19 protein-coding genes are annotated in these 26,100 nt (G+C 44.0%); 8 read left to right on the top strand and 11 right to left on the bottom strand.

What is annotated here, in order from left to right:
- Nucleotides 1-524: 524 nt before the first annotated feature.
- Together FHW88_RS27800 and FHW88_RS27795 are read right to left on the bottom strand one after the other, a co-directional pair.
- Complete coding sequence (locus FHW88_RS27800; RefSeq protein WP_176628816.1) at nt 525-2,159, bottom strand: ABC-F family ATP-binding cassette domain-containing protein; 1,635 nt, start codon at nt 2,157-2,159, stop codon at nt 525-527.
- Between the two features lie 323 nt (nt 2,160-2,482).
- On the bottom strand, nt 2,483-3,247 hold the full coding sequence (locus tag FHW88_RS27795) for a DUF4382 domain-containing protein (protein WP_176628815.1): 765 nt from the start codon (nt 3,245-3,247) through the stop codon (nt 2,483-2,485).
- A gap of 217 nt (nt 3,248-3,464) precedes the next feature.
- Here FHW88_RS27795 and FHW88_RS27790 point away from each other — a divergent pair, with 217 nt between their 5' ends.
- The 4 genes from FHW88_RS27790 to FHW88_RS27775 all read left to right on the top strand — a co-directional run bounded on the left by FHW88_RS27790 (nt 3,465) and on the right by FHW88_RS27775 (nt 6,873).
- The gene (locus FHW88_RS27790; RefSeq protein WP_176628814.1) at nt 3,465-4,058 is read left to right on the top strand and encodes an FMN-dependent NADH-azoreductase; all 594 of its coding nucleotides are present in this window, start codon (nt 3,465-3,467) and stop codon (nt 4,056-4,058) included.
- Between the two features lie 8 nt (nt 4,059-4,066).
- Complete coding sequence (locus FHW88_RS27785; protein ID WP_176628813.1) at nt 4,067-4,405, top strand: YciI family protein; 339 nt, start codon at nt 4,067-4,069, stop codon at nt 4,403-4,405.
- A gap of 5 nt (nt 4,406-4,410) precedes the next feature.
- Nucleotides 4,411-5,652: an RNA polymerase sigma factor gene (locus tag FHW88_RS27780; protein WP_255485470.1), complete on the top strand. Its 1,242-nt coding sequence runs from the start codon at nt 4,411-4,413 to the stop codon at nt 5,650-5,652.
- Between the two features lie 180 nt (nt 5,653-5,832).
- Nucleotides 5,833-6,873, top strand: coding sequence for a methyltransferase (locus tag FHW88_RS27775; RefSeq protein WP_176628812.1), 1,041 nt, complete (start codon nt 5,833-5,835; stop codon nt 6,871-6,873).
- A 46-nt stretch (nt 6,874-6,919) separates the two neighbouring features.
- Here FHW88_RS27775 and FHW88_RS27770 read toward each other — a convergent pair whose 3' ends face one another.
- Nucleotides 6,920-7,696: an SDR family oxidoreductase gene (locus tag FHW88_RS27770; RefSeq protein WP_176628811.1), complete on the bottom strand. Its 777-nt coding sequence runs from the start codon at nt 7,694-7,696 to the stop codon at nt 6,920-6,922.
- 163 nt (nt 7,697-7,859) lie between these two features.
- A complete protein-coding gene (locus FHW88_RS27765; RefSeq protein ID WP_176628810.1) occupies nt 7,860-8,117 on the bottom strand; it encodes a hypothetical protein in 258 nt (85 codons plus the stop codon).
- A gap of 168 nt (nt 8,118-8,285) precedes the next feature.
- Between FHW88_RS27765 and FHW88_RS27760 the strand changes: the two genes are divergently transcribed.
- Nucleotides 8,286-8,900 carry a DUF1349 domain-containing protein gene (locus tag FHW88_RS27760; protein ID WP_176628809.1) on the top strand — a complete coding sequence of 205 codons (615 nt, stop codon included), beginning with the start codon at nt 8,286-8,288 and terminating at the stop codon, nt 8,898-8,900.
- A 240-nt stretch (nt 8,901-9,140) separates the two neighbouring features.
- Nucleotides 9,141-10,730, top strand: coding sequence for a ribosomal protection-like ABC-F family protein (gene abc-f / locus FHW88_RS27755; protein ID WP_176628808.1), 1,590 nt, complete (start codon nt 9,141-9,143; stop codon nt 10,728-10,730).
- A gap of 67 nt (nt 10,731-10,797) precedes the next feature.
- Here abc-f and FHW88_RS27750 read toward each other — a convergent pair whose 3' ends face one another.
- Nucleotides 10,798-13,776 carry a ligase-associated DNA damage response DEXH box helicase gene (locus FHW88_RS27750; protein ID WP_255485469.1) on the bottom strand — a complete coding sequence of 993 codons (2,979 nt, stop codon included), beginning with the start codon at nt 13,774-13,776 and terminating at the stop codon, nt 10,798-10,800.
- A gap of 84 nt (nt 13,777-13,860) precedes the next feature.
- On the opposite strand from FHW88_RS27750, the gene FHW88_RS27735 reads away from it, so the two are divergent.
- The gene (locus tag FHW88_RS27735; RefSeq protein WP_176628807.1) at nt 13,861-14,532 is read left to right on the top strand and encodes a hypothetical protein; all 672 of its coding nucleotides are present in this window, start codon (nt 13,861-13,863) and stop codon (nt 14,530-14,532) included.
- Nucleotides 14,533-14,693: 161 nt separating this feature from the next.
- Here FHW88_RS27735 and FHW88_RS27730 read toward each other — a convergent pair whose 3' ends face one another.
- The 4 genes from FHW88_RS27730 to nagB all read right to left on the bottom strand — a co-directional run bounded on the left by FHW88_RS27730 (nt 14,694) and on the right by nagB (nt 21,407).
- Nucleotides 14,694-17,555, bottom strand: a complete 2,862-nt coding sequence (locus FHW88_RS27730; RefSeq protein WP_176628806.1) for a M16 family metallopeptidase — start codon at nt 17,553-17,555, stop codon at nt 14,694-14,696.
- Nucleotides 17,556-17,626: 71 nt separating this feature from the next.
- Entirely contained in the window at nt 17,627-18,172 is a 546-nt protein-coding gene (locus FHW88_RS27725) for a DUF2059 domain-containing protein (protein ID WP_176628805.1), read from the bottom strand.
- Between the two features lies 1 nt (nt 18,173).
- Nucleotides 18,174-19,286 carry an acyltransferase family protein gene (locus FHW88_RS27720; RefSeq protein ID WP_176628804.1) on the bottom strand — a complete coding sequence of 371 codons (1,113 nt, stop codon included), beginning with the start codon at nt 19,284-19,286 and terminating at the stop codon, nt 18,174-18,176.
- Between the two features lie 201 nt (nt 19,287-19,487).
- Nucleotides 19,488-21,407 carry a glucosamine-6-phosphate deaminase gene (gene nagB / locus FHW88_RS27715; protein WP_176628803.1) on the bottom strand — a complete coding sequence of 640 codons (1,920 nt, stop codon included), beginning with the start codon at nt 21,405-21,407 and terminating at the stop codon, nt 19,488-19,490.
- A 442-nt stretch (nt 21,408-21,849) separates the two neighbouring features.
- Between nagB and FHW88_RS27710 the strand changes: the two genes are divergently transcribed.
- On the top strand, nt 21,850-23,043 hold the full coding sequence (locus FHW88_RS27710; protein ID WP_255485467.1) for an anhydro-N-acetylmuramic acid kinase: 1,194 nt from the start codon (nt 21,850-21,852) through the stop codon (nt 23,041-23,043).
- An 81-nt stretch (nt 23,044-23,124) separates the two neighbouring features.
- On the opposite strand, the gene FHW88_RS27705 is transcribed toward FHW88_RS27710, so the two are convergent.
- Nucleotides 23,125-24,027 carry a glycosyltransferase gene (locus FHW88_RS27705; RefSeq protein WP_129567866.1) on the bottom strand — a complete coding sequence of 301 codons (903 nt, stop codon included), beginning with the start codon at nt 24,025-24,027 and terminating at the stop codon, nt 23,125-23,127.
- Between the two features lie 120 nt (nt 24,028-24,147).
- Nucleotides 24,148-26,100: an OmpA family protein gene (locus tag FHW88_RS27700; protein WP_176628802.1), complete on the bottom strand. Its 1,953-nt coding sequence runs from the start codon at nt 26,098-26,100 to the stop codon at nt 24,148-24,150.

The following is a 26,100-nucleotide window of genomic DNA, read 5'->3' as shown; positions in this document are numbered from 1 at the left end:
TCGTGCGTAGAAATAAAGCAGAGGCCCCAGCGCCAGTGAATAGTGCAGGGGCAGCAAGTTCCAAATCGGATTATAGCTGAAGAGTTTACTACCTATCCCAACAATTTGCCCCATCCACAACGCTGCTATAGTAACGAGAATTGCCAAAAAACGGTTTGCTAACTGATTGCCTCTCCTAACGAACAATAGGAGGAACGCCAAAGTAAATGCGATGAATAGCATTCCGAAAAAGGCGAGATCATAAAGGGTAATATGAAACGTATAGGTTTTCAACTAATACAAAATCTCAATTCACGATCCAGAAACGCAATTATCTAACCAGCAAAATGTTATCTGATATTTCAAGTATAAACTGTATCGAAAGCGAACAAAATAATGTCCGTTTTTGAATTAACTTTTAATCACATTGCTTGTATCCTCTGAAAAGGTATTGGGCTCTGATATTTTAACGGCTATTAAAATAAACAAAAGCCTGCAAATGTTGATTTGCAGGCTTTTATTTATTCATCAAAGCAATAAAAATTTTACCCCTGCTCAATCTGCTTCAAACTATCCATCTTCTTATACGCTAAAAACCCTTTAATGTCCTCAAAATGTTCGCGCACGCGTTTATTGCCAAACTCAAATACTTTTTGTACCAGTCCGTCCAGGAAATCCCTGTCGTGAGATACGAGGATAAGCGTTCCGTCGAAATCTCTTAGAGCATCTTTGATGATATCCTTGGTCTTCATGTCCAAATGGTTGGTTGGCTCATCCAGGATCAGTACGTTTACTGGCTCCAGCAACAGTTTGATCATAGCCAAACGGGTCTTTTCTCCGCCCGAAAGTACCTTTACCTTTTTGGTGGTATCATCACCGCTGAACATAAATGCACCCAAAAGATCTTTAATTTTTACCGTGCCATCGCTCAAAGGAATCTGATCAATGGTTTCAAATACTGTTAAATTCTCATCTAACAAAGCTGCCTGGTTTTGGGCAAAGTACCCGATCTTGGCATTGTGACCTACTTTTAAACTTCCTTCAAAATCTATCTCGCCCATAATGGCTTTGATCATGGTCGATTTGCCTTCACCGTTTTTACCAACAAAAGCCACTTTTTCGCCCCGCTCAATCACCATAGCTGCCTTTTGGAACACCACATGGTCACCATAGGTTTTTGTCAGGTCTTCAACCATTACCGGGTACTGGCCAGAACGCGGCGATGGTGGAAATTTCAATCGCAATGCCGAAGTATCTACTTCATCTATCTCAATAACCTCAAGCTTTTCGAGCATTTTCACGCGGGATTGTACCTGTAAAGTTTTAGAATATGTACCTCTGAACCGATCTATAAATTCCTGGTTATCGGCAATAAAACGCTGTTGTTCTTCGTAGGCTTTCAATTGATGTACCCGGCGGTCAGCCCGCAGCTGAAGATAATGGGTGTATTTGGCTTTATAATCGTAGATTCTGCCCATTGTAACCTCAATGGTACGGTTGGTGATGTTATCAACAAAGGTACGGTCGTGGGAGATAACCATCACTGCCTTTGCCGAGTTTACCAGGAAATCTTCCAGCCATTGTATACTCTCAATATCCATGTGGTTGGTAGGCTCATCCAGCAAGATCAGGTCTGGTTTCTTTAATAGAATTTTGGCCAGTTCGATCCGCATGCGCCATCCGCCCGAAAACTCGGAAGTTTGGCGGGTGAAATCCTTGCGCTCAAAACCCAAGCCCTTCAATACCTTTTCAACCTCTGCATCATAATTCACCTCCTCCTGCGAATAAACTTTTTCGCTCAGCTCCGATACCCGTTCAATCAGCTTCATGTAGTCGTCACTATCGTAATCGGTACGAATGTTAAGCTGCTCATTCACTTCGTCCAACTCTTTCTGCATCTGATTGGCCTCGTCAAAAGCTTTCATCGTTTCCTCAAAAACGGTAACGTTATCCTGAGTAAGCAAATGCTGTGGCAAATACGCTATTACCGCGTCTTTAGGGCCGGTTACAGTGCCGGTAGTTGGTTTGGCAGCGCCGGCGATGATCTTGAGGATGGTCGACTTGCCTGCGCCATTCTTACCCATCAGGGCTATCTTATCGTTCTCATTGATGGAGAAGGTTACGTTGCTAAATAAGGTGGTTCCGCCAAATGAAACGGAAATGTTGTTGACATTGATCACTGTATGCTAATATTGAATTGCGCGCAAAGATAAGCGAAAGACATAGAATTATGGCAGGAAGTATGAAGAGACACTATCGGACGGCGTTTGCCTATACAGATGTTGAAGATTTGCAGTTAGCTGAATCCAAAAAAAACCGATGGACAAAGAATACTAAAACACTACAAGCTATGAGCTTAGAAATATCCTCACTGAGGCCAATTTCAACTAAAAAGCCTTTAATCTGAAGATCAAAGGCTTTTTACAAGATATAGGTTAACGGTGCGGAGATCATCTAACCATCCGCTGAATCTCCGCTGTTTCCTTTTTATAGTAAACCAGGGTTACTGGGTAATATTCACCGTTCCCATATCAGTGACGGTGCCGTTTGTTACCGAAATGTTAGTTACTGTTTTGATGGCATAGGGGCTAACCGGCACAAATTTCACCTGGTAACTGCCTGCTGCGAGGCCAGGAAAATAATATTTACCGGTGGCATCTGTAGTTGAGCCAATGGTGTCGGCACCCGTAATAGCATATACCTTCGGTGAGGATGCGGCCGGGCTAACAACACCGGTCAGTGCACCCGAAGCGGCAGTGGCAATTGCACGGATCACCGGTTTGAGGATATACTTGCCGTTACCGGTAAGTACAACGGATTGTGCGGCGTCGAAGTCCAAACGCATAGTGTAAGCGATACCGGCGGTAAGCTTATCATGAACGTTCAGCTTCACGCCGGAGGTCTGGCCGCTTGGCGTAGTCAGGTCATATGATACTCCGGCTACAATCACACGGTTACCGCTATCGTTCAACACCAGGCGCACCTGCTGAATAGCTCCTGCGGGGATGTCCTGATCGGCCAGCACAGTATCACGGCCCGAACGGAAACGCAGGATATCAACCGCACCTCCATCCACATTGAGTGTTTGTTCACCCTTGTCGGTTACAATGATCACACTTTTGATATTCAGGATTACGGCATCAAAAGCGCCGGGGGCATCGGTCATCTTCACGGTCACGTGGGCGGTACTCCCGTTATTGGTACTATCCTTTTTACAGGAAAAGAGCATAAGGCTTAGGGCTGCAGTAAATAAAAATAGCTTTTTCATGATTTAAAAAGTTTGTTTATTGAGGGAACAAATCCGCCTATTTTTTGTGTCAATGTGACGATGAATGAGGTGATTGTGTCGACGAATAGCCTCATAGCAGTTTGCAGCAATGCTTTATCACCTTTTGCCGGAAGCACAACTCATTCTCTTCGCAAGAAAATATCATGCCATGTCCCCCTTTACCAAAGCTGATCGTCAATAGCACAAACAATAAACTATGAAAAGTGCATTACATATTATTTCAAGCGCGCGCGGCGCGTTGTCGTACAGCCGGTGTCTCAGCACAGCAATCATTAATAAGCTCATCGATAAAGGTGAAATCGACAAGGTAGTAGAAAGGGATTTGGCCAAAGCACCTCCGCCGTTTTTGGATGAGGCATTGATCTGGGAGTTCTATAAATTTCCGGAGATGATTGACGAGAGAGGGGAAAGATTCCTTAGCTATGCCAATGCTATTTTCAACGAGATGAACGAGGCTGAAATCATTGTCATAAGTACGCCTATGCATAACCTGGGAATATCTTCTCTTTTAAAAGCCTGGCTCGACCAGTTGGTACGTGTTGGTGTCAGCTATAAGTTTAATGCGGATGGCACAAAAACAGGCTGCCTAACCAGCAAAAAGGTATATTTGGCTATAGCATCCGGCGGAAGACTGGCATATTGGCCCAGGGAGTATGAGTTTATCGAATCATATATAAAAGCAGTATTTAGTGCCTATGCCGGAATTACCGACGTTTGCACCTACAGAGTTGAGGGTACTGCCGAGCCAAATTTCAGAGTAGATTACGAAGGCATTATACAAAACCTTTAGTTACAGATATGAAAGAGTTTATGCTGATTTTCAGGATGAAAGACGTTGAGGATTTTAAGCCGACACCGGAACAGATACAAGAACGCCTGAACTGGCTGGCCGGTATTGCCGCTCAAAATAAGTTGGTAGACCATGGCAATTCTCTATTACCGTTTTCGGGAAGCGCGGCAACTATACGGACTGGTGGCGTAGTGACCGATGGGCCATATACCGAAATTAAGGAGTTTATAGTAGGCTATGTTATTATAAGGGCAGAAACAATTGATGAAGCGGTTGAATTGGTTAAAGATAGTCCAATCTTCAAGCTTGGAGGAAACGTTGAAATCAGGGAAGTTTTAAAACGTTAGCGATATTGGAGGCTACGCAATTGAACAATAATACTTTATTGACTGAGCTTTACAGGCAGGAATACCTTAAGATGATTGCTGTGTTGTGCCGCTATTTTGGATTGAAGCATATTGAAATTGCAGAAGATATCATCGGTGAAACGTTCCTTAAAGCATCTGAAAGCTGGACCATCGCCGGTGTCCCTGAAAACCCCGTGGCCTGGCTTTATACTGTTGCTCAAAACAAGACGAAAGATCATTTTAAACGTGCTACGCTTTTTGATACGAAAATTGCAGCCAACATTAAACAGAACACGGCAGAACCGGAACCAGATGTTGAATTCGGGAGTGAGCCTATTGGAGACAGCCAGTTGGCTATGATCTTTGCAGTTTGTGACCCGGGTAATTCTGCCGGGAGCCAGATCTGCCTGGCGCTACGGATCCTTTGCGGTTTTACTATAGAAGAAATCGCCAATGCTTTTTTGACCAGGACAGAGACTATAAAAAAACGCTTGCACCGGGCCAAAACCAGCCTTCGCAACAGCCATTTCCAGATCGGGGTATTAACCGAATCCAATATTAAGTTTCGCTTAAATAACGTACTTAAAACATTATACCTGTTATTTAATGAAGGTTATTTTTCAAAAACAAATGATCAACTGATCAGGAATGAACTCTGTGCGGAAGCCATAAGACTGACACTTATCCTGACAGCAAACCCGTTAACCGATACAACACAAACCAAAGCGCTCCTGGCCCTGATGTGTTACCAAAGCTCGCGGCTTGAAGCACGTACCAACAATAGTGGCGAAATTATTCTTTATGACGAACAGGATCAAAATCTATGGAATAAAGATCTCATTGAAAAAGGTAATTACTATTTTGTACAATCCTGTCAGGGTGATCAAGCCTCAAAATATCATCTCGAAGCGGGTATCGCCTATTGGCATACCAAACCTGCAGATCGCGATAAGTGGCAGCATATTTTGCAACTTTATAATCAGCTTATTTTAATAGAATACTCACCTGTAACCGCATTGAACAGGGCATTTGCCATTGCCAGGGTTTACGGACATGAAAAAGCTATACGGGAGACAGAGAAACTAAAACTGATTGATAGCGATCACTATCACAAGCTATTAGGCTATTTGTATGAAACGGTAGATGTTGATAAAGCGGTTGAACAATACAGCCTGGCGGCTCAAATAACCAGGGCTAAAACAGTAAAACAAGCTTTGAATAAAAAAATAGAACAATTAAGACGCTGAAGCTGCCATAAGAAAGAAGCCTTTTAAACGGTTAACGAACAAATACATTCTTCACAATTATCAATCCCCCTTTTCTTTTTAAATTAAATACCTGTATTTTAGATAATTAATTTCTCCCGCCCGGGTAGAATTCGCCGAAAGGCATTACCAGTTTTAAACCGATATTTAATAATAACAAAAATGGAACAGCAACCTAACCAGCCATCACCCGAAAACATTATGAAAATTGGCACAGGATTTTGGGCCTCAAAAATCCTTTTAACCGCCGTCAGTTTTCAATTGTTCACCCGGCTTGCCGAAAAGAAAACCATGAAAGCCAACGATATCAAAAACATTTTAGGGCTTAAATGTACCGACAGGAATGTTTATGATTTTTTAGATGCTTTAACCGTGTTTGGTTTTTTAAAGCGTGAAGGCATTTTGGATACCGCTATTTATTCAAATACGCCGGACACAGATACATTTTTAGATAAAAATAAGCCATCATATATTGGAGGCATCCTCGAAATGATGAACAATCGCTTATATACATTTTGGGGTAGCCTGGGTGAAGGGCTGCTTACCGGGCTTCCGCAAAACGAAATAAAAAAAAGCGAGGATTTTTTTGGCCTAATATATTCAGATCCTGAAAAATTGAAAGGGTTTATTAATGCAATGAGTGGCATTCAAATGGGGAATTTTATGGCCTTTGCTCAAAAATTTGATTTTACCCAATATAAAACACTGATTGATGTAGGCGGTTCGGCCGGGCTACTTTCATTGATGGTTGCCAGGCATAATGCCCATATGCGTTGCACCAGTTTTGACCTCCCGCCGGTTGAACCAGTTGCAATCGCAACTATACAGCAATTCGGGCTATCCGAACAGGTAAAAGCAGCAAGCGGCGACTTCTTCACTATGCCGATACCCAATGCTGATGTGGTTGTAATGGGAAATATCCTGCATGATTGGGACGAGGAAAATAAAATATCATTAATGAAAAAAGCTTATGACGCGCTCCCCGCCAACGGAGCATTTGTAGCTATCGAAAACATAATAGATAGCGAGCGAAAACAAAATGTTTTTGGAATGATGATGAGTTTGAATATGCTTATTGAAACAGGCACCGGGTTTGATTACACATTTGCCGACTTTAACAGATGGGCAAATATTGCCGGGTTTAAATCAACTTCAATTATTCCATTAACCGGGCCATCAAGCGCGGCAATTGCATATAAATAGATCAGGGGTTCGATATTACAAATACAGGCAATAAGTTCGAACTTTATTAAAAAATAGCGCGGCTGGCACCTCCGTCTACCTGTATGGTTGTCCCGCTGATGTATGCCGCCTGGGCAGATGAAAGGAATGCTACCAGGGCTGCAAACTCTTCCGGCTTACCAATGCGCTTGAGTGGAATGCTTTTAGCTTTTTCCTTAATTGCCTCTTCGGGGTCCACGTCCTGGGGCAATGTGTGCCTGATCCGATCTGTCAAAATAAGGCCCGGCGCAATGTTATTGACAGTAATTCCATAAACGCCTAATTCGTCGGCAAGCATTTTTGCCGTACCAACTACGCCCATACGCATCGCGGTAGACAGCACCGAGTTGGTCAATACAGACTTGACCGAACCGCTAACGATATTGATAATACGGCTATTGCCTGCCGTTTTCATGAACGGTAATACCAACCGGGATGTACGAACAAAACTCAGCAAGTTTTGTTCATAAGCCTGTTGCCATTGAATGTCGTCAAAGCTCTCAAACTTTCCGAAAGGTGGCCCGCCGGCGTTATTAACCAATATATCTATCCGTCCGTATAGGCTGCCCGCCCCATTTATAAACGAAGTCAATTGCCCGCTATTGCTAACGTCTACCGGGAAGCAGGACACTTCATTGCCCGTTTTTGAGCTGATTTCTTCTGCGGCCTCGTTAAGTTCTGCCGCGTTCCGGGAACCGATGATGACTTTCGCGCCTTCTGCTGATAAAGCCATTGCCGAGGCTTTTCCTAATCCTTTACTTGCAGCCAGCACTACAGCTACCTTTTGATCTAATCCAAGGTTCATAAGCAAATCTTTTAAGAAGCAAATCTCCTGAATTTTTAACTATAAGACCTGCTGTTCTAAAAAATTGACGATTAGCCCACAGTCAAACAACTATTCAGTTTTTTTGCGAAAGATTACAAATACTCCATGTGGTTTTTACTTTGATTTGGGGCTGATTTTTCTTTCACCTGTTCGCCCTGCTCAGTTTCATTCTAAACCTTGAAGCCAGGGATTCCAAATCGCGTTTCTCAATGTCTTCAGGCTTATGGAACTGGGATAAAACAAGGGACCTTGAAAGTTGAATAGTACCGTTGGTGGTTTCTACAAGAACGTTGTCTCCGCGTTCTGAATGATTTTTATAATTTCCGATTTGAGGATCGATACCGGCAAGGCGCATCAATAATTCAACTATAGCATAGAGCGGCAGTTTGTTCTTCGACATACATTTTGCTTATGTTGTTTAATACTAAGTTAAGTATATTTTAACAATTAATAAATAATACCCCTTCTCTGGCCTTACAAGGCGTGGTGTGATAAGGCCGGCCAAACAAAAATTTATAGCCTAAAACTATCTTCATTCTTTATTATCATATATCATAAATTTACCTCTATGAAAAAACTAACCTTTTTAACCTTATTTGCCCTGCTCAGCAAATTTGGTTTCGCACAAAATTTAAACAGTATGCAATGGTACAGTAAACCTCAAAAATCATTAATAGAAGGCAGTACGCTGCACATGGCCGTTGACCCCGCAACCGATTACTGGCGGATAACACATTATAGCTTTATCAGGGATAACGGTCCATTTTATTTTACCGAACAGGAAGGTGATTTTGAAGCCAGCGTAAAAATTACCGGGGCCTACAAAGAGCTGTTTCACCAGGCCGGGTTAATGGTAAGGATAGATAACAAAAACTGGATAAAAACCGGAATTGAATATGTTGACGGGGTGCAAAACGTAAGCGCTGTAGTTACCCGCGAAGTTTCGGACTGGTCGGTAGTGCCGAGGCATGACAGCCCCAAATCGGTTTGGCTGAAACTGCTGCGCAAAGGCGATTTCGTAGAAATCAAATATTCGTTCGATGGTGAAAAATATGATATGCTCCGCCTGGCTTATTTTCCGCCTAATGTAAAAGCGATGATTGGCATGGTTGCGGCAGCACCCGGCAAACAAAGCTTTGATGTAAAGTTTGAAGATTTTAAAGTACAGAAGATCAGCAAGTAATTTTGCCGGAAGATGGATAGAGCTAAGCCTTTGAACTGGAGTTTGAAGGCTTTTTTATTTTAAAAGTATTATGGTAGAAAGAGGAAGAATATCGCTTTCATTACATTTCCACCATTTTTATTATTTTTGCCCCGGTAACCAACCATTCCCTTTATGTGATAAATAATTTCTTTCAGGACAAATAAACAGCGCCGTTACCACAACGCCCCTGCAATTATTCACGCTTTAAAGAAAGAAATTATGCTTATTCTGCACGATATCACTTATATACACCCTAACCGTGATCTTTTATTTGCCGGTATAGATCTCGTAGTCAATAAAAATGATAAAATAGCCCTGATAGGCAACAACGGTACCGGAAAATCAACCCTGCTTAAAATATTAGCCGGAAACTTACAACCCGCAAGCGGCGTAGTAAAAACTACTTCGAAGCCATATTATGTGCCCCAGATTTTTGGACAGTACAATGCGTTTAGCGTTGCCGAAGCCCTGCAAATAGCCGATAAACTAAATGCCTTAAAGCAGATCCTTGAAGGCAATGTTACCGACGAAAATATGACCCTGCTCAATGACGACTGGGCTATTGAGGAACGCTGCCAGGAAGCGTTTATATATTGGCAGCTTACGGATATTGATCTTTCGCAAAAAATGGACACGCTTAGCGGCGGGCAAAAAACAAAAGTATTTTTAGCAGGCATCGCCATTCATCGCCCCGAAATAGTTTTGCTGGATGAGCCGAGCAACCATTTGGATAATTCAAGCAGGGAGCTGTTGTATAATTATATCCAATCAACCAACAATACGCTGGTGGTGGTTAGTCACGACCGTACCTTACTCAACTTACTTAATACGGTTTGCGAACTTAGCAAGCGGGGCATAACCGTTTACGGCGGAAACTACGATTTTTATGCCGAACAAAAAATGATGGAGAGCGACGCCCTGAACCAGGATGTAAGAAACAGGGAAAAAGCGCTCCGCAAGGCTAAGGAAACAGAAAGGGAATCAATTGAACGGCAGCAAAAGCTGGATGCCCGCGGTAAAAAGAAACAGGAAAAAGCCGGTGTGCCCACTATCATGATGAAAACGCTTAAAAACAGCGCCGAAAAAAGCACCTCGAAGATGAAGGGTGTCCATGCCGAAAAAACTGATGCCATCGCACAGGAACTAAGCCGGCTGCGTACACGGTTGCCGGATATTGATAAAATGAAGATGGGTTTTGACAATTCGGCACTACATAAAGGGAAGGTACTGATTACCGCTAAGGACCTCAACTTTGGATACGGAGATCAGCAGCTCTGGAAGTCGCCGTTAAGTTTTCAAATCGCCAGCGGCGAAAGGCTGGTGATCAAAGGGGCAAACGGTTCGGGCAAAACAACGCTGATAAAGATGTTGTTGGGCTCACTGAAACCACAATCCGGCACAATAGAACGCGCGGCGGTTAAAGCCATTTATATCGACCAGGATTATTCACTCATCAATAACAATCTCAGTGTTTATGAACAGGCAGAAGAATATAATTCGGGCGTATTGCAAGAACACGACATCAAAATTCGCCTCAACAGGTTTTTGTTTACTAAGGAGTATTGGGATAAACCATGCAGCGCACTGAGCGGCGGCGAAAAAATGCGGCTGATGCTCTGTTCATTAACCATCAGCAACCAGGCACCAGATATGATCATCCTGGATGAGCCCACCAATAACCTCGATATTCAAAACATCGAAATTTTAACAGCAGCTATTAACGATTACCGGGGAACGCTCATCGTTGTATCGCACGATGAATATTTTTTAAAGGAGATAAACGTAGAACAGGAGATTTTGATAAGGTAAAAAGATAGAAAAAAAGGGGGCCACCGTTTGCTTCGCATACAGCTGGCCTCTTTTGTTTTTCATTTATTTAAAACCCCTTCTTCCTTGTGATCCCCGGCTTTCTGCTTTTCCGCTCTGCAGGTTCAGGAACACCTTCTGCTCCGTAGCTGCGGGCCATTTTGGCTATGCGCTCTTCCATGGTCTCGGTAGTTAGTCTTTCCCGGCCGAGGCTGTCAACCATGATCGGAAAGGCAAAAGGTGTTGGTCGCTCAATCACTTTCAAAATGATATTTTGTGTTTGGATCCGTTGCAAAGCAGCCCTTAGCCTGAACTCTTCTAATTGAAAGGCCAAAGCCTCGTTATAGGCCTGGCGTACCAGTAAGTTATCCGGCTCATACTCGCTGAAAACTTCAAACAATAATGAAGTTGATGCCTGCAAATGCTTGTTCTTAACCTGCTGACCGGGATAACCCGTGAAAACCAAGCCACCGATATGTGCTATATCCCTGAAACGGCGGCGGGCCATTTCATTGGCGTTTAAACTGTGCTGGATATCATCTATCAGGTTATCTATCGAAAAAAAGCCGGTATCCTCCAGTGCTTCTTCAATAGGGATATCGTCGTCGGTAAGCAATTCAAAGCCGTAATCATTCATAGCGATAGAAAAACTTGCAGGCCTTATTTTACTGATGCGATAAGCCAGCAGCGATGCCATGCCTTCGTGCACCAATCGCCCTTCAAAAGGATAAAACAACAAGTGGTGCCCTTCTTTTGATTTAAATGACTCGATCAAAAACTCGTGACTTTGCGGTAAGTGCGATAATTGCTGCTGCAAATCAAAAAGCGGTTTTAAAGCTTTAACTTCTACATCTTTTTCGATGCCATGCGCCACCTCATCCAGCTTCAGCCTGAATACAGCCGCCAGTTGTGATGATAACGGCATGCGTCCCCCGTTCCAACTCGGGATGATGCCTTTGGTTGAGTTGGATTTTTTAACGTAGGCTGTCATTTCTTTCACCCGTACAAACTCCAAACTCCGGCCTGCAAACCAAAAGGTATTCCCGGGTTTTAACTTCGATACAAAGGACTCTTCAATAGTACCCAGACTACCGCCGCTGAGCCATTTTACGCGGATGCTTAATTCACTGGTAATGGTACCGATACTCAGCCGGTGGCGCATGGCTACTCTGCGGCTATTTACTTTATACAATCCGTTTTCAACCTCAACTTTTAAAAATTCATCATACTGGGCAAGTGTTTTACCGCCGCTGGTAATAAAATCAAGTAATTGTCCAAATTCGTTCCTGCTCAGATCAGCAAAGGCATAAGTGGTTTTAACCTCCTTAAAAAGTTCGTCGGCGTAAAAACCATCAGACACGGCCAGTGTCACCATGTACTGAATCAGCACATCCATGGTGAGCAGCATCGGATCGCGGCTTTCAAAAATCTTATCCTTAATAGCTTCCTTCAGCGCCGCGCCCTCCAATAACTCAAGCGAGTGCGTGGGTACAAAATAAGCCAGAGATGTCGCTCCCGGATGGTGCCCGCTTCGCCCGGCACGCTGCATAAAACGGGCAACACCTTTGGGACTGCCAACCTGTACAACGGTATCTACAGGGCGAAAATCAACCCCCAGGTCCAAACTTGAGGTGCACACCACCAGTTTTAGGGCTTCGGCATGCAGAGCGGCTTCTACCCAGTTGCGCAGCTCGTTATCCAATGAGCCATGGTGCATAGCCATGATGCCCGCATACTCGGGGTAATTATCCAAAATGGCATGGTACCAGATCTCCGATTGAGAGCGCGTATTAGTAAATATCAGTGTGGTTTTACTTTTGGCAACTATCTCCATCACCTCGGGCAGCAGCTTTAAACCGATATGCCCCGCCCAGGAGTAATTCTCAATATTCTGTGGAATAATAGACCGGATATCCAGCTTTTTCTCCAGGTTAGCGCGTACCATTTTAACCTGTTCCGGCGGAAAATCATTTCCTAATAAAACTTCGGCAGCCTGTTCAAGATTGCCAATAGTTGCGGAGATACCCCAGATTTTCACCCCACCCCAACCCTCCCCGAGGGGGAGGGAGCTTTTTTCTAAATATTGCTTAATGGAATCAATTACCTTTTCAGGATTTTGCAACACTTCATCATTAGTATATCTCAGCACGGTATATCCCTGTGAATTTAAATATGCTGTCCTTTCTTCGTCTAAATGTTGTTGTTCTATGCTGGTATGATATCCTCCATCAACCTCAACAATCAATTTCTTCTCAAGGCAGATAAAATCTGGTATATAATTCAACACAAGATGTTGCCGCCTGAATTTATATCCCGTCCTTTTACCTCTCAATAATTGCCACAAAATATTTTCAGCTTCGGTAGGTTGATGACGCATAAACTTTGCATTATCAATATTTGCCTGCCAGCTCAAAGCATCGGTTGTATGATAGCCGGGATATTTTTCTTTTACTTTAGTATCTAACTTTTCGGCTCCTTCTCCTTTGGAGAGGGTTGGGGTGAGGTGCTTTAATCTGGACAAACCCAGCTCCACCTGCACTCCCCTTTTTGTACCTAACAACTCATGCCATTCATCGATCACAACTACCTGCAGCTGACTGAATAACTTAGGATATTCCTTTTGGGCAAGCATGAGGTGCAAGCTTTCCGGCGTGGTAAGCAGTACTTCGGGCAGCTTTTTTTTGAGGGCTTGCTTTTCGGCAGCAGGGGTATCCCCTGTGCGGGTAGCTATGCGCCATGGTAAACCTATCTCATCGCAGGCTTCCTGCATGGCTTTACGGATATCGTTGGTAAGCGCCCGCAATGGGGTTATCCAAAGCATCAGCAAGCCATTATTTTGTTTGGTTTTATAGGTATCGGGATGTGTGTTGATAAACCCTGCCAGAAAAGGCAGGAACAGGGCAAAAGTTTTACCGCTGCCCGTGGGAGCATTCAACAAGCCTGAATAGCCGCCAAGGTACGCCTCCATCATTTCGGCCTGGAAAGGGAACTGCTCCCAGTTTTTTTCCATGTACCATTGCTGTATAACCTGTTGGCCTTTGCTTGTCATTATTCTGTTAACAAAATTTTTGTTGTTTGGTTATTGCACGAATAATCGAGCCAACAAAATAACTATTAAATTGGTTATGGTAATATGACGATCAGAAATAGCTTAATAATCATTTCGATAGCCATCTGCCTTTTGGCCTGCGGCAACAATTCAAAAAAAGAAACAACTTTGGCCGATACCAATCACGTACCCAGGGATACCACAGGCCAATATCCTTTCGATAAAAACGATACAACTACCCACCATATCATGGCATCGGATGCTAATACGGCCAACACCGTTCAGTCCGACTGGCTGATAACTCCCGGCAAAAGCATCGGGCATATTATTTTAAATGATGATGTGCAAAATGTGATAAAGCGATTGGGCAAGCCTGATAGCTCCGACGCGGCCATGGGCAGTTCATTGATGGTCTGGTTTGCCAAACATGATATTACCCGTTACCGTACCGCGATTTTTTCGCACCGCAACATGGGCAGTAAGGATGAATCAATAAGTCATATACAAAAGATCCTCGTAACATCGCCGCGGTTTAGAACCGGTGAGGGCGTAGGTGTAGGTTCAACCAAACAGGATATTCAAAAATATTATTCATTAAAGCCAACCTCTACCTATACCAACAATGGCGGCAAGGTGCAGATTTACACCGATCCGGGTAAAGGGATTTCTTTTGAAATAGATAGCAGCGGCCGTTGCGTTGGCGTGGTAGTACATAAAGCCAATGATACTGCAGTGGCTTATTTGAATATGCATTGATTGTTTTCGACATAGAAACACATAATTGCGTCCTGGGCATACAAATCACGATAATTAAGCAAAGCCGCTTGTCCTGCCGAAGACGCATGTGATGAGTCTTTACAAATAAAGAAGGCCTTCCCGAAACGGAAAGACCTTCTTTATTATGATATCTACTATCCTTATTTCTTTTCGGGCATCAATATCAATTTAATCAAATTTTTACCGCTTAGGTATTTATTAGCTGCATCTTTAGTGCTTTGAGGGGTTATTTGTTCAAGGCTGCTTACATGCCCCAGGATTTGGTCCGGGTTTTCGCCGTTTTGCGATGTAGAGGCAAGATATCCTGCCCAGAAAACATTTTGCTTTAGCTGCTGCTGGGTTGAACGGGCTTCTTCGGCAACAAATTTCTGGATATCTGCCGGTAAGGCGCCGTTCTGTTTAATTTTGGCTATCTCCTCCATGGTAGCGTTGATCAGCTTATCCACATTTTCGGGTGCGCAACCAAAAGATATGGTAAAAGTGTAACGCCCCCCCGGAATTTTATGGTAGCCGGCCCTTACCCCGGGAGCATATACACCGCTTTCCTGCTCACGTAACCGTTCAATCAGTTTAATGTTCAGTATTTCTTCCAGCGCATCTACCTGTATATTGTTAGCTTCATTGTAATCATAATCGCCGCTAAAAACCAATTGTACTGTGCTTTTTTCACCTACCCCTTTATTCACCGTTTTGGTGATCAATCCTGCAGGCGGCTCAATATTCATGTTTTTATAAGTTTCCTTGCTGTTGGTTGAAGGCAAACCGCCAAGGTAATGCTCAAGGTATGGCTTAATTGTTTCTATGTTAAAATTACCCACCAGTGTAAAGGTAAAACCACTGGCGTCGGCAAAGCGTTTTTTGTAAAAATCGTAAGCTTTATCAAGTGTTGCCGCATTTAACCTTGGTAAGGTAGTTACCATACCACGGAAATTATAGTTACTTAATACAGCCGATACCGTATCCTGGTAAACACTTCCGGGATCAAGCCCGCGGGTACTCAATATCGACCTGGTTTGATCGATGTTGGCATCCCAGATGTCTTTGTCTTTACGCGGCTGGGTAAAGTACAGGTAAATCAACTGAAGGGCTGTTTCAAAATCGGCTGGTGAGGTATTTCCCGAAATACCCTGTGCAAACTCACTGATATACGGCGAAATACTCAGGTTTTTGCCAGCCAGCTTTTTATCAAGCATGCCCTGGTTAAACTGCGCTATACCGCTTCCGCTGATAATAGATGAGGCCAGGTTTGCCGACGTAAATTCATCATCACTTGCCAGTGATGTACCGCCAAAAGCATAACCGTTTATCAGGATCTGATCGTTACGGTATTCAGTAGGTTTTAAGATCACTTTTAAACCATTGCCTAAAGTAAGCGTGGTTGTACCAAGGGCCTCATCTGTTTCTTCTTTAGCAACTTTAGTACCTTCAGGAACTTTGGCCAGCAGCGGGTCACTTGATACGTTATCAATATAGGCAGTTACATTTTGGCCGCCTGTGGCAATCCAGTTCAGCAAGGTTTTTTCGTCGGGCAAATTAGCTTTTTCTTTATCCGGGGCCTGTACTACCACCACACGGTTTTGATCGCTGATAAATTTACCGGCCATGGCGTTCATATCGGCCAGGCTTACTTTATAGATATTGCCTATATAAAAATTATACTCATAGCTGATGCCGGGGATAGCCTCGCCGGTTAAAAAGTTGGCCTGGTATTCACGTACAAAATTTGCCGAAGGGGTTTTATCCCTCTCCCGGTAAGCATTCCCAATACCAACCAGCGCATCCTGCTTGGCGCGTTCCAACTCGGTAAGGGTAAAACCAAATTTGCGGGCGCGTTCAGATTCGGCCACTACGGCTTTAACCGCTTTTTCAAGTTCACCGGGTTTGGCGACAACCAGTGAAGTATAAGCATCCTGGTCGCCGATAAAATTACCATAGCTGGTACGGCCATATAAAAACGGCGGATTAGGTTTTTGCAGCAACTCGTTTATGCGCGAATTAAGCATCTGGTTAAACAACTGCACCCTTACTTGCTGCATGTAATCGCCGATAGTTTTAGTAACCGTGCCGGGATGTTTTACAATGATCTGTGCAACAGTGTATGGATACTCGGGATCCGTAACAATTTTTACCGCGGTACCCGGTGTTGCAGGTACGGAGTATTTTGTCCTCGGCTTTTCGGCGGCCGGGTTTTTAAGCTGCGAAAAGTTTTGTTTAATGAGCGCCTCAACACGTTTTGGGTCAAAATCGCCCACTGCAACAACAGCCTGCAAATCGGGGCGATACCAATCCTGGTAAAAAGCTTTGATAGTTTCGGGCTTAAAGTTTTTCAGGATATCTTCCTTTCCTATCGGCAAGCGGAGCGCATACCTTGAGTTGTTAAGCAGTACGGGCAATGTTTGTTGTTGCAGGCGTTCCTGGGCATTTTTGCCGCGAAGGCGCTCTTCTTCCAAAACAACGCCGCGTTCTTTATCAATTTCGGCAGGATCAAAACTTACATACCCGGCCCAATTAGCCAGTATATTAAAGCCTTTTTCAAACACACTGACGGTATCGGTTGGCAGAGGTAATTGATATACGGTTTCGTTAAACGAAGTGTAAGCGTTTAAATCGGCGCCAAATTTTACGCCTGCTTTTTGCAGGTAGTCAACCATCTGATTTTTTGGAAAATCGCGTGTACCGTTAAAAGCCATGTGCTCGGTAAAATGGGCCAGGCCCTGCTGATCGTCATTTTCCAAAACCGAACCAGCTTTATTAACCAGGTAAAGTTCGGCCCTGCTTTTAGGCTCAACATTGGCACGGATATAATAAGTTAAGCCATTGGGTAATTTACCAATGATCACATCCTTGTCAACCGGTAATATATCGCTCTTGGCAGCAATGGCCTGGGTGCCGGGTTTATTTTTAGGCGACGGAACAGGTTTCTTTTTTACTTGTGCAAAAGCACTTCCGCCCGAAAGTGTTAAAGCCAATAGGGCCAGCGGAACGTATTTGTTCAGGTTCATTATAAAGTTTAAATAGTCAGGGTACTAAGATGCAAAACGAAAATCTTAGTTACAAAGTATTGTTATGAAAATTAATGTTTTGTAGCTGATTTTGAGGCTGGCTTTTTAGCGGGAGGCTGATTAGCCGGAGCCTGGTTAGAAGAACCAAAAGCATCCTGCATCATTTGCGTCAGTTCGTCTTTATGTTCTGCAACCGCATTCTGGCCAACCATCATCCCCCTTTGCATTAACGCAGGCAATTTTGAGCTTACTTTTTGCCCTATCGGTGAGCTATAAAACACAGAAATCTGATTAAGCTCATCTTCAGTAAATTCTTCAGCATAAATAGCTGCCATCTTATCTTTAAGCAAATCCCAGGTAAAGTATTTGCTCATAAAGGTTTTCATCACATCAATGAATTTGGCACGCTGCTCTGCAGGCATTTGACTACTTGTGGAGTTAATGATATTATCCATCATTCCGCCAAACTGTTTATCTATACCAATAGAAATTAACAATTGCTCGGCGGCCTTTAAATGTGATTGGGTAATAGTTTGAGTGGTTGTTTGCGCTTTTAAGCTTGAAAAAGAAAACAGGGTGATTCCTGTTAATGCGATAAGTTTAAGTTTTAGGTTCATATTAAATTTTGATAAAGATCTTTTTGATGTAGAACACCCACATCACCACCCATAAAATGAGCACTGTAAATATAGCACTTATCAATGAAGCATTTACAGGTGAAAAATAAGGAGCAAAAAATGTTTGATAGATGGATGAACCGTTTATTTTAATCATCCCCATATAATGCGGTATAAAGCCCGACAGCACATATGCTGTTATAGCATTGGTACCAAATACCACAAAGGGATAAGTAAAGCGTTTGTACCCTTGTATGTCAATAAGCCAGTAGCATAAAGCCAGCCCAATGGTTGCCAGGCCGCCGGTATAAAGCACAAAGGAACTTGTCCACAAGGCTTTGTTAATAGGAAAAAACAAATCCCAGAACAAGCCTGCTATAACCGCGATTATTCCGTAAACAAACATCCAATTAGTTTTGATATTGTCATCGCGGTATTTACGTTTTAGCCAGCTGCCTACCCTAATACCAAATAGGGCTGTGGCAACGGCGGGAATAGTTCCCAGCAAACCTTCCGGGTCCCAGGTATGCGATTCGCGCCAGAGGTGATCGGGCGTAAATACCAGCCTGTCTATCCATGCCCCTATATTGGTTTCGGGCTCCAGGTTGGCATAACCCACGCCCGGTACCGGGATAAAGGTCATGATGATAAAATAACCTATAAGCGCTCCGGCAAAAATCCAGTCGCGTGTTTTTTGCGATGTCTTGAGATAAAGCACCGTGCTGATGAAATATACCAGGGCTATGCGCGGCAACACACCTGGCAAACGTAAATGAGCCAGCCCGGTATCGGGGTGAAAGATCAGTTGAGTTGCCCAGGGAATCAGCAGCAGGATCACGGCACGACGCAGCGCCTTCAGGATGAGGCTACTATGCGATACCGTGGTCTTTTTGCTTTCCATAGCGTATATAACCGATACGCCAACCATAAACAAAAAGAAAGGAAAAACCAGGTCGGTAGGTGTGCAGCCGTTCCATTTAGAATGTTCGAGCGGTGCATAAATATGCCCCCAATCGCCAGGATCATTAACGAGGATCATCATGGCGATGGTAATGCCCCGGAATACATCAAGGGAAAGAAGCCGTTTTGGTTTTTCGGTTATGGTTGAGGTCATAGGCTACATTAAAGAAATTCCCTCCCTTGGGAGGGGTGCGTTTGGAATGTGCATTGGCAGGGAGGGGTTTATACACCCTGTCAAAAACAAGGCTAATCGATGAAACCCCTCCCTACACCCTCCCAAGGGAGGAAATCGCACATGGCCTTCAATTATTACCCCATTGCCTGCTTCCACAAGACAATGAGGTTCTATAAATCCTTAAAACATATATCGTTTAAACGCTTCCATGGCCTCATATTCCGCAAGGCCAAGACGATCATAACGCTGGGCGGTGTCGCGGGTGCGGTCTTCTGCACGTACCCAAAACTCCCTTGCATCATCGCCCGGGAACACAGGCCTGTCCTTTTGCGACTGGTGTTTGAAAATAGCGTTACGTTTGCGGATCACCTCCTGCGGCGACAATGGTACTGCCATCTCTATCTCATGTGTTTCAAACTCGTGCCATGCGCCACGGTACATCCACAACCAGCAATCTTCTACCCAGGCTTCTTTGCCTTTTAATCTTTCGAGTGCAGCTAAGATGATCTTGAAACATACCAGGTGGGTACCATTAGGATCTGCAAAGTCGCCTGCCGCGAAGATCTGCTGTGGTTTTGCTTTTTGAAGCAGGTCGATAGTCAATTGAATATCTTCCTCACCTACCGAATTCTTCTTCGTTTTACCGGTTTCGTAAAACGGCAGTGCCATAAAGTGGATATGATCATCCTGTAAGCCTGCGTATCTTGCGCCTGAAATCGCTTCCGTTTTCCGGATGAAGCCTTTTACGTTTCTGATTTCCTGGGTATCAATTTCGTTTGGTTGTTTGGTTGGGAAGAAGGCACGCATATCTTCATATGACTTTTGAAGATGAGCGGTGTCTTCGCCGATGCTCTTTGTGAAATCGATAGCAAACTCCATGTACCTTAGCACGTCATCATCCCAAACGGCGGTATTGCCTGATGTTTGGTAAGCTACGTGTACATCATGCCCCTGGTCTACCAAACGGATAAATGTACCGCCCATCGAGATCACGTCATCATCAGGGTGCGGTGAAAAGATAATAGAGCGTTTTTTAGCAGGCAATGCCCTTTCCGGCCTTTGCGAATCATCCGCATCAGGTTTACCGCCCGGCCAGCCGGTAATGGTATGCTGGATCTGGTTAAAAATATCAATGTTGATATTGTATACCGGGCCCTGCTCTACTGCCAGCTGCGCCATGCCGTGGTTATTGTAATCTTCTTCCGTTAGTTTCAGTACCGGTTTGTTAACCTCATTCGCCAACCAGATCACAGCCTTTTTCTTTAACTGGTTATCCCACACGCAATCTTTCACCAGCCATGGGGTATCAAACCGGGTCAGTTCTGATGCAGCATCTGCATCCAGTACAAACTCCACATGTTGTGATAGTTGCAGGTAAGTTGCAGGTACTTCGCCCGAAATCTCCCCTTCTACCGCTTTCTTGATAATCGGCGCTTTCTTCTTGTTCCAGGCCATCAATATGATTTCCCTGGCTTTGAAGATGGTACCGATCCCCATCGTGATCGCTTTGGTTGGCACATTCGCCTTACCACCAAAATCCCTTGAAGCATCACTCCTGGTCAGGTCGTCAAGCGTTACCATCCTTGTGCCTGAGTTTGGCGCAGATCCCGGCTCGTTGAAGCCGATGTGGCCTGTACGACCGATACCCAGGATCTGAAGGTCTAAGCCACCCAATTCTTCTATCTGCTTTTCATAAGCCAGGCAGTAGCCTGCTACGGCTTCTTTATCCAGCGTGCCATCCGGGATGTGCACATTAGCTTTATCTATATCAATATGGCTGAACAGGTTTTCATACATAAAAGTCACATAGCTTTGCGCTGCTGTGGGCTTCATCGGGTAGTACTCATCCAGGTTGAAAGTGATCACATTCTTAAAGCTCAAGCCTGCTTCTTTGTGCTGCCTTACCAGTTCGGCATATACTCCTATCGGGGTTACACCGGTGGCAAGTCCCAATACCGCTTTTTCGCCTTTAGCTTGTTTCGCGCGGATCAGATCTGCTATCCGGTTCGCTACCGCTACCGAGGCTTCCTGCTGGTTGCTATATACGCTTACCGGTAACTTCTCGTAACGTGTCTCTTCCAATAAATTTAATCGTGCCATGAATCTTAGGAAATGAAAATGAGGTTAGTTGTTCAAAACAAATATATCAGATATTTACATAGTGCCGTTATTATTTTAACTTTTGCGGTAGTGTTAACCCATCTAAATGGGGTTAACACGGGTTAACACATTTCAAATCTTTAAAATAGAAAACATTAATAATCAACAGTTTAAACACAACCATGGGTTACACTAAACTGATGTTTTCGAGCAATTAACACATCCAAACGTTTGCCCCTGTTATTGACAAAAGCAAGTGCTGATGAAACCTGGCCCGTTTAACCGGCATCAGGCCATAAAACAAGTGTCATTTGATACTGATAGTTTGCCAATATCATTATCTTATTTCGTTGCTATATTAACAACAAATCATCGTCACTAAAATATTAAATGCATTTGCCCCAACTTTTGCGGGTTGCCGTACAAATAGTAATTTAAGCCCATGATAGCATTGAACCATAACCTGCAGCACCTGTTTAGCATCGCTCAAAAACCATCAAAAACGGGCATCGGCCTAATGTCTGGTACCTCATTGGACGGGCTTGACATTGCCCTGTGCAAATTTACCGGTAATGGTTTAAGCACTCATTTTGAGCTGGTACAATTTATCACAATCCCCTATCCGGATGACTTTAAGCTGGAAGTTCAGCAGGTATTTGCCCGGCGTAATGCGGATCTGGAAAAGATAACTTTACTTAACGCTTATATCGGCAGCTATCACGCCGAACTGATATTGCAGGCACTTGGTCAATGGAAAGTCGACCCGCAAGAGGTTGATTTTATAGCCAGTCACGGTCAAACTATTTACCATGCCCCCCAGCGTTTACATCAGCATAAAAACTGTTCTAACGCCACTCTGCAAATTGGCGACGGCGACCATATCGCCGTAAAAACCGGCATACTAACCATCAGCGATTTCAGGCAGAAGCATATTGCTGCCGGAGGAGAAGGCGCTCCGCTGGCTTTATATGGTGATGTATTATTGGGCAATAAAACCGGCCAAAACCGGGTGCTGTTAAACATAGGAGGCATTGCTAATTTAACCTGGCTTCCTGGTGACGGTGATTTTAATCGTGTGCTCTGCACAGATATTGGCCCCGGCAATACACTCATCGATGCTGCCTGCCGAAAATATTTTGATAAGCCTTTTGATGAGGATTCAGCCATAGCTTACAGAGGGCAGGTAAATGATGATCTATTAACGGCGCTCCTCTCCCATCCATTTTTTGACGAAAAAGCCCCTAAAACCACCGGACCAGAACTGTTCAACCTTGCTATAGTTGCTGAAGCACAGCAACGGTCAGGTATCGGGCAAATTAGTGGTGAAGACCTTATTTGTACCCTAAGCGCCTTCACCGCGGCATCCATAGCCGGATTTGTTAAGGAAAATATCGCAGGGGATCATATTAAAATTTTTACCAGCGGCGGCGGGGCGCGAAATCCATTTGTTATTGGGGAATTAAAAAAACTATTGCCCCAAGCGGCAATAGAGGATAGCAGTTTACTGGGGATCAACCCCGATGCCAAAGAAGCTATATTATTTGCTTTATTAGGTAATGAAGCCTTATGCGGTGAGCCGATCAGGATCGGAACGAACCCGGCGGTGTTAATGGGGAAATTCTGCTTCCCGGTTTAAACGGGAAGTTCAAATTAATTATTCCACGCAGAGCGGCATCACATACGTCTATACATTTGCGCTGTAAACGCTCCAAATAGCTTATCGCCCCATCTGCTGCTTCATGAACCTTCTGATCCGCTGCAGCAAGGTACCCTTTCTGTTTGCCAGGAAATTTTTGATCGCCTTATAAGCCTCTTCATTCTCCTCTATGGTGTCGGGAAATTGCGTTACCTGTTTGCGTCCCATTTGCACATGGTACATATCCTCTTTATTGGAGTGTACGCCAGTACCATCATGGCCTATATTTTGAATAAGCGACTGCGACGGGTTCAATGTCAACCCGTTCTTCAAAAAAATAGAGGCATACCAGCGAATGGCCCATGAATTATTTTTACCGGCTTTAAACTGCTCTATCTGTTTCCAGAAATTCATTTTGCCTTCTATCGAAAAGCGGGCTATTTTCAGCGTATCAAACTGAGCAATCAGCTTATCAACATCGGGTTCAAAGTTTTTCCAGGCGCGGGCCCAGGTTGCCCAGCCCCAGCTGGTGGCTGCACGATAAAAGAATGTTTCGGGCAGTTTTTTGTCATGCAAATTGTACATATAGGCGCCGATATGCATTACCTGTTCCTGGTTTGCATATTTTGTTAATGCGTCATTAAAATACTGCAAAGTATATGGCGAAGATAACAGATCGTCTTCAAAAACAATCACTTTGCCATATTCATACACCAACTGTGTTACCCCGCTGATGATGGATTCGGCCAGACCGAGATTATGATTACGCAAAATAATTTTTACCGATTTAAAACCGCTTACATCTTTTACCAGTTGCCTCACCTGTTCAACCTTTGGCTTATCGGCATCAGTTTTGGCTGAATCGCAAAAAATGTACAGGCGCGACTCATCGGCCAGCAAATTTTGCTGCAAATAACTGATGGTACGGCGGGTATGGTCGGGCCGGTTATAAACAAAAAGAGCTATCGGGGCAAGATTTTGCATGGTATGATTTCAGCAGATCAGGTATTGAAATTAAATACCTTGCATCAAGTGGGGCATTTAATTTGCAAGGCAAAATTATACCATAACCTTCCGATTGCAAACAAATAAAATAATTTGTTTTTATTCTGCCGATTTTACCGTAAATGTAGTACGACGGTTAAGCTGTCTGCCTGCAGGGTTATCCTTGCCATTTGGTAATTTGTTTGGGGCAACGGGCATTCTTTTGCCATAGCCGCGCGCAGTAATACGCGCGGATTTAATGCCTTGCAGTAACAGGTAATCAACACAAGCCTCCGCACGGGCCTGCGACAACTTCATATTCGCGGCGTCGGTGCCTATCCCATCGGTATGCGAACCAAGTTCGATCTTAATTTTAGGGTTATCATTCATGATGGCAACCAGCTTATCCAGCGTATCAAATGATTCGGACCGGAGATGGGCGTTACCAAAATCAAAATAAATATTCTCGATGGTTATCTGAACATTGATCTTGTAATTCTGCAAGCAAATTTCGGGGTTAATGAGCGTGTCAATACCCGGCTTTACTATCGGTGCAGGAATAACTTTGGTAAAGTACCCCTTTTGCGAAATCTCCAGTTTATACCTTGGCAATTTTTCCTTTACCTGGAAAACATAATCGCCTTTGGCATCGGTTACTTTAACAGCCAAACCCATTTTCACGTCCGGATCTTTAAGGATCACCCTTGCCCCTGCCATACCACCATTAGTGCGGCAATCAATTACACGGCCACTGATATATAAAAACTTATACTGCCCGGTAAACAGGCTTAAGCAGCAGTCAGAGCCGCGTGCCGAACTCAGGTAGAATTTATTTGGATTGGTTGGATCAAGGCTGTAGTACAAGTCGTCTTTAGATGAGTTAACCGGGTAACCTAAATTAACCGGGGCCGACCAACGACCAAAATCTCCTTCGCTGCGGTAAACATCAAAGCCGCCCATACCGGTAAAACCATTCGAGCTAAAAAACAACACTTTATCGGCCTGGTCATAATATGGCGACTGTTCATCATATGCTGTGTTTACCGCACCGCCCAGGTTACTTACAGTTTTCGGCTGCCCGGCATCATCAAGGTTACTTTCCCAAATGTCGTCACCGCCTTCACCGCCGGGCCTGTCTGATGCGAAAAACAATCGCCGGCCATCAGCGCTAACAAAAGGGTGCTTGGAATTATAGCCTTCGGCGTTAACAGTATTATTCAGCCTTACCGGCTGCTGCCATACGCTGTTTATCAGTTGACTAAAATAAATGGCAGATACTGTTTTCCCGTTCTTTTTATACCACCGGGTAAGGTACATCCTGGTGCCGGTACCATCAAGCGCAGATGTAGCGTATTCAATTTGTCCTTCTTTATCAAACGCGTTAAAGTTTGTGGCAAGCGCTTTAGTTGAATCGAGGATGGCAGAACTGTAAACCCTGTTGGTATAAAACTTATCCTTATCAACCAGGCGTGATGAGGTAAACCAATACCTGCCCAGGTTAACGGTAAGGGCGTAGTCGCCCTGGTCTTTATTTAAGAACACTAAAGCCGATACATCAACGGCGCGCGGGTGTTCCAATTGCTTTAATGCATACTCGCACGAGATTATTTCTTTTTTAGCGAGAGCGGCATACTGTGGATCGGGAGCGTTGTCTGCAAACTGCTTTAACTGGACCAAAGCTTCATTATACTTCCCGTTTGCCTGCAGGCAGATGCCGTACCAAAGCGGTACTAACGGATATTGGGCAGTTGGTGCTTCCTTAGCCAATTGGGCATACCAAATGGTAGCATCAGTATAATCTTTATACAGGCGGTATGATTCGGCCAGGCGATAAATGATGTATTGATTAGACTCAGCCTTTTTTGAATTGATTTTTTTTACTGCTGATGAACGCGGCACATTGCTTTTTGGCTCATCGGTTGTACCATCGGCAATATGCTTGTAATAATAGGCGGCAGTATAGTACTCATGCCTGTTAAAGGCAGTGTCGGCCAGTGCCCTGTAGTTTTTCGCCTGTCCAAATGAAACCAACGGAAAAAACAATAGTAAGAAATAGGGTAATAGTTTTTTCAT

Source organism: Mucilaginibacter sp. SG538B (assembly GCF_013376065.1).
GTDB classification, from domain to species: Bacteria; Bacteroidota; Bacteroidia; order Sphingobacteriales; family Sphingobacteriaceae; genus Mucilaginibacter; species Mucilaginibacter rubeus.
Note: the sequence above shows the minus strand (reverse complement) of the source record. Positions and strands in the feature narration are given on the sequence as shown.

Excerpts from the sequence above, each read along its gene's own strand:
- FHW88_RS27785 (WP_176628813.1), top strand. The coding sequence starts at position 4,067 with ATGAAAGAGTTTATGCTGATTTTCAGGATGAAAGACGTTGAGGATTTT.
- FHW88_RS27700 (WP_176628802.1), bottom strand. The coding sequence starts at position 26,100 with ATGAAAAAACTATTACCCTATTTCTTACTATTGTTTTTTCCGTTGGTT.
- FHW88_RS27765 (WP_176628810.1), bottom strand. The coding sequence starts at position 8,117 with ATGTCGAAGAACAAACTGCCGCTCTATGCTATAGTTGAATTATTGATG.
- FHW88_RS27725 (WP_176628805.1), bottom strand. The coding sequence starts at position 18,172 with ATGAACCTAAAACTTAAACTTATCGCATTAACAGGAATCACCCTGTTT.
- FHW88_RS27795 (WP_176628815.1), bottom strand. The coding sequence starts at position 3,247 with ATGAAAAAGCTATTTTTATTTACTGCAGCCCTAAGCCTTATGCTCTTT.
- FHW88_RS27735 (WP_176628807.1), top strand. The coding sequence starts at position 13,861 with ATGACGATCAGAAATAGCTTAATAATCATTTCGATAGCCATCTGCCTT.
- nagB (WP_176628803.1), bottom strand. The coding sequence starts at position 21,407 with ATGGCACGATTAAATTTATTGGAAGAGACACGTTACGAGAAGTTACCG.
- FHW88_RS27705 (WP_129567866.1), bottom strand. The coding sequence starts at position 24,027 with ATGCAAAATCTTGCCCCGATAGCTCTTTTTGTTTATAACCGGCCCGAC.
- FHW88_RS27790 (WP_176628814.1), top strand. The coding sequence starts at position 3,465 with ATGAAAAGTGCATTACATATTATTTCAAGCGCGCGCGGCGCGTTGTCG.
- FHW88_RS27775 (WP_176628812.1), top strand. The coding sequence starts at position 5,833 with ATGGAACAGCAACCTAACCAGCCATCACCCGAAAACATTATGAAAATT.
- FHW88_RS27730 (WP_176628806.1), bottom strand. The coding sequence starts at position 17,555 with ATGAACCTGAACAAATACGTTCCGCTGGCCCTATTGGCTTTAACACTT.
- FHW88_RS27760 (WP_176628809.1), top strand. The coding sequence starts at position 8,286 with ATGAAAAAACTAACCTTTTTAACCTTATTTGCCCTGCTCAGCAAATTT.
- FHW88_RS27710 (WP_255485467.1), top strand. The coding sequence starts at position 21,850 with ATGATAGCATTGAACCATAACCTGCAGCACCTGTTTAGCATCGCTCAA.
- FHW88_RS27750 (WP_255485469.1), bottom strand. The coding sequence starts at position 13,776 with ATGACAAGCAAAGGCCAACAGGTTATACAGCAATGGTACATGGAAAAA.
- abc-f (WP_176628808.1), top strand. The coding sequence starts at position 9,141 with ATGCTTATTCTGCACGATATCACTTATATACACCCTAACCGTGATCTT.
- FHW88_RS27720 (WP_176628804.1), bottom strand. The coding sequence starts at position 19,286 with ATGACCTCAACCATAACCGAAAAACCAAAACGGCTTCTTTCCCTTGAT.
- FHW88_RS27770 (WP_176628811.1), bottom strand. The coding sequence starts at position 7,696 with ATGAACCTTGGATTAGATCAAAAGGTAGCTGTAGTGCTGGCTGCAAGT.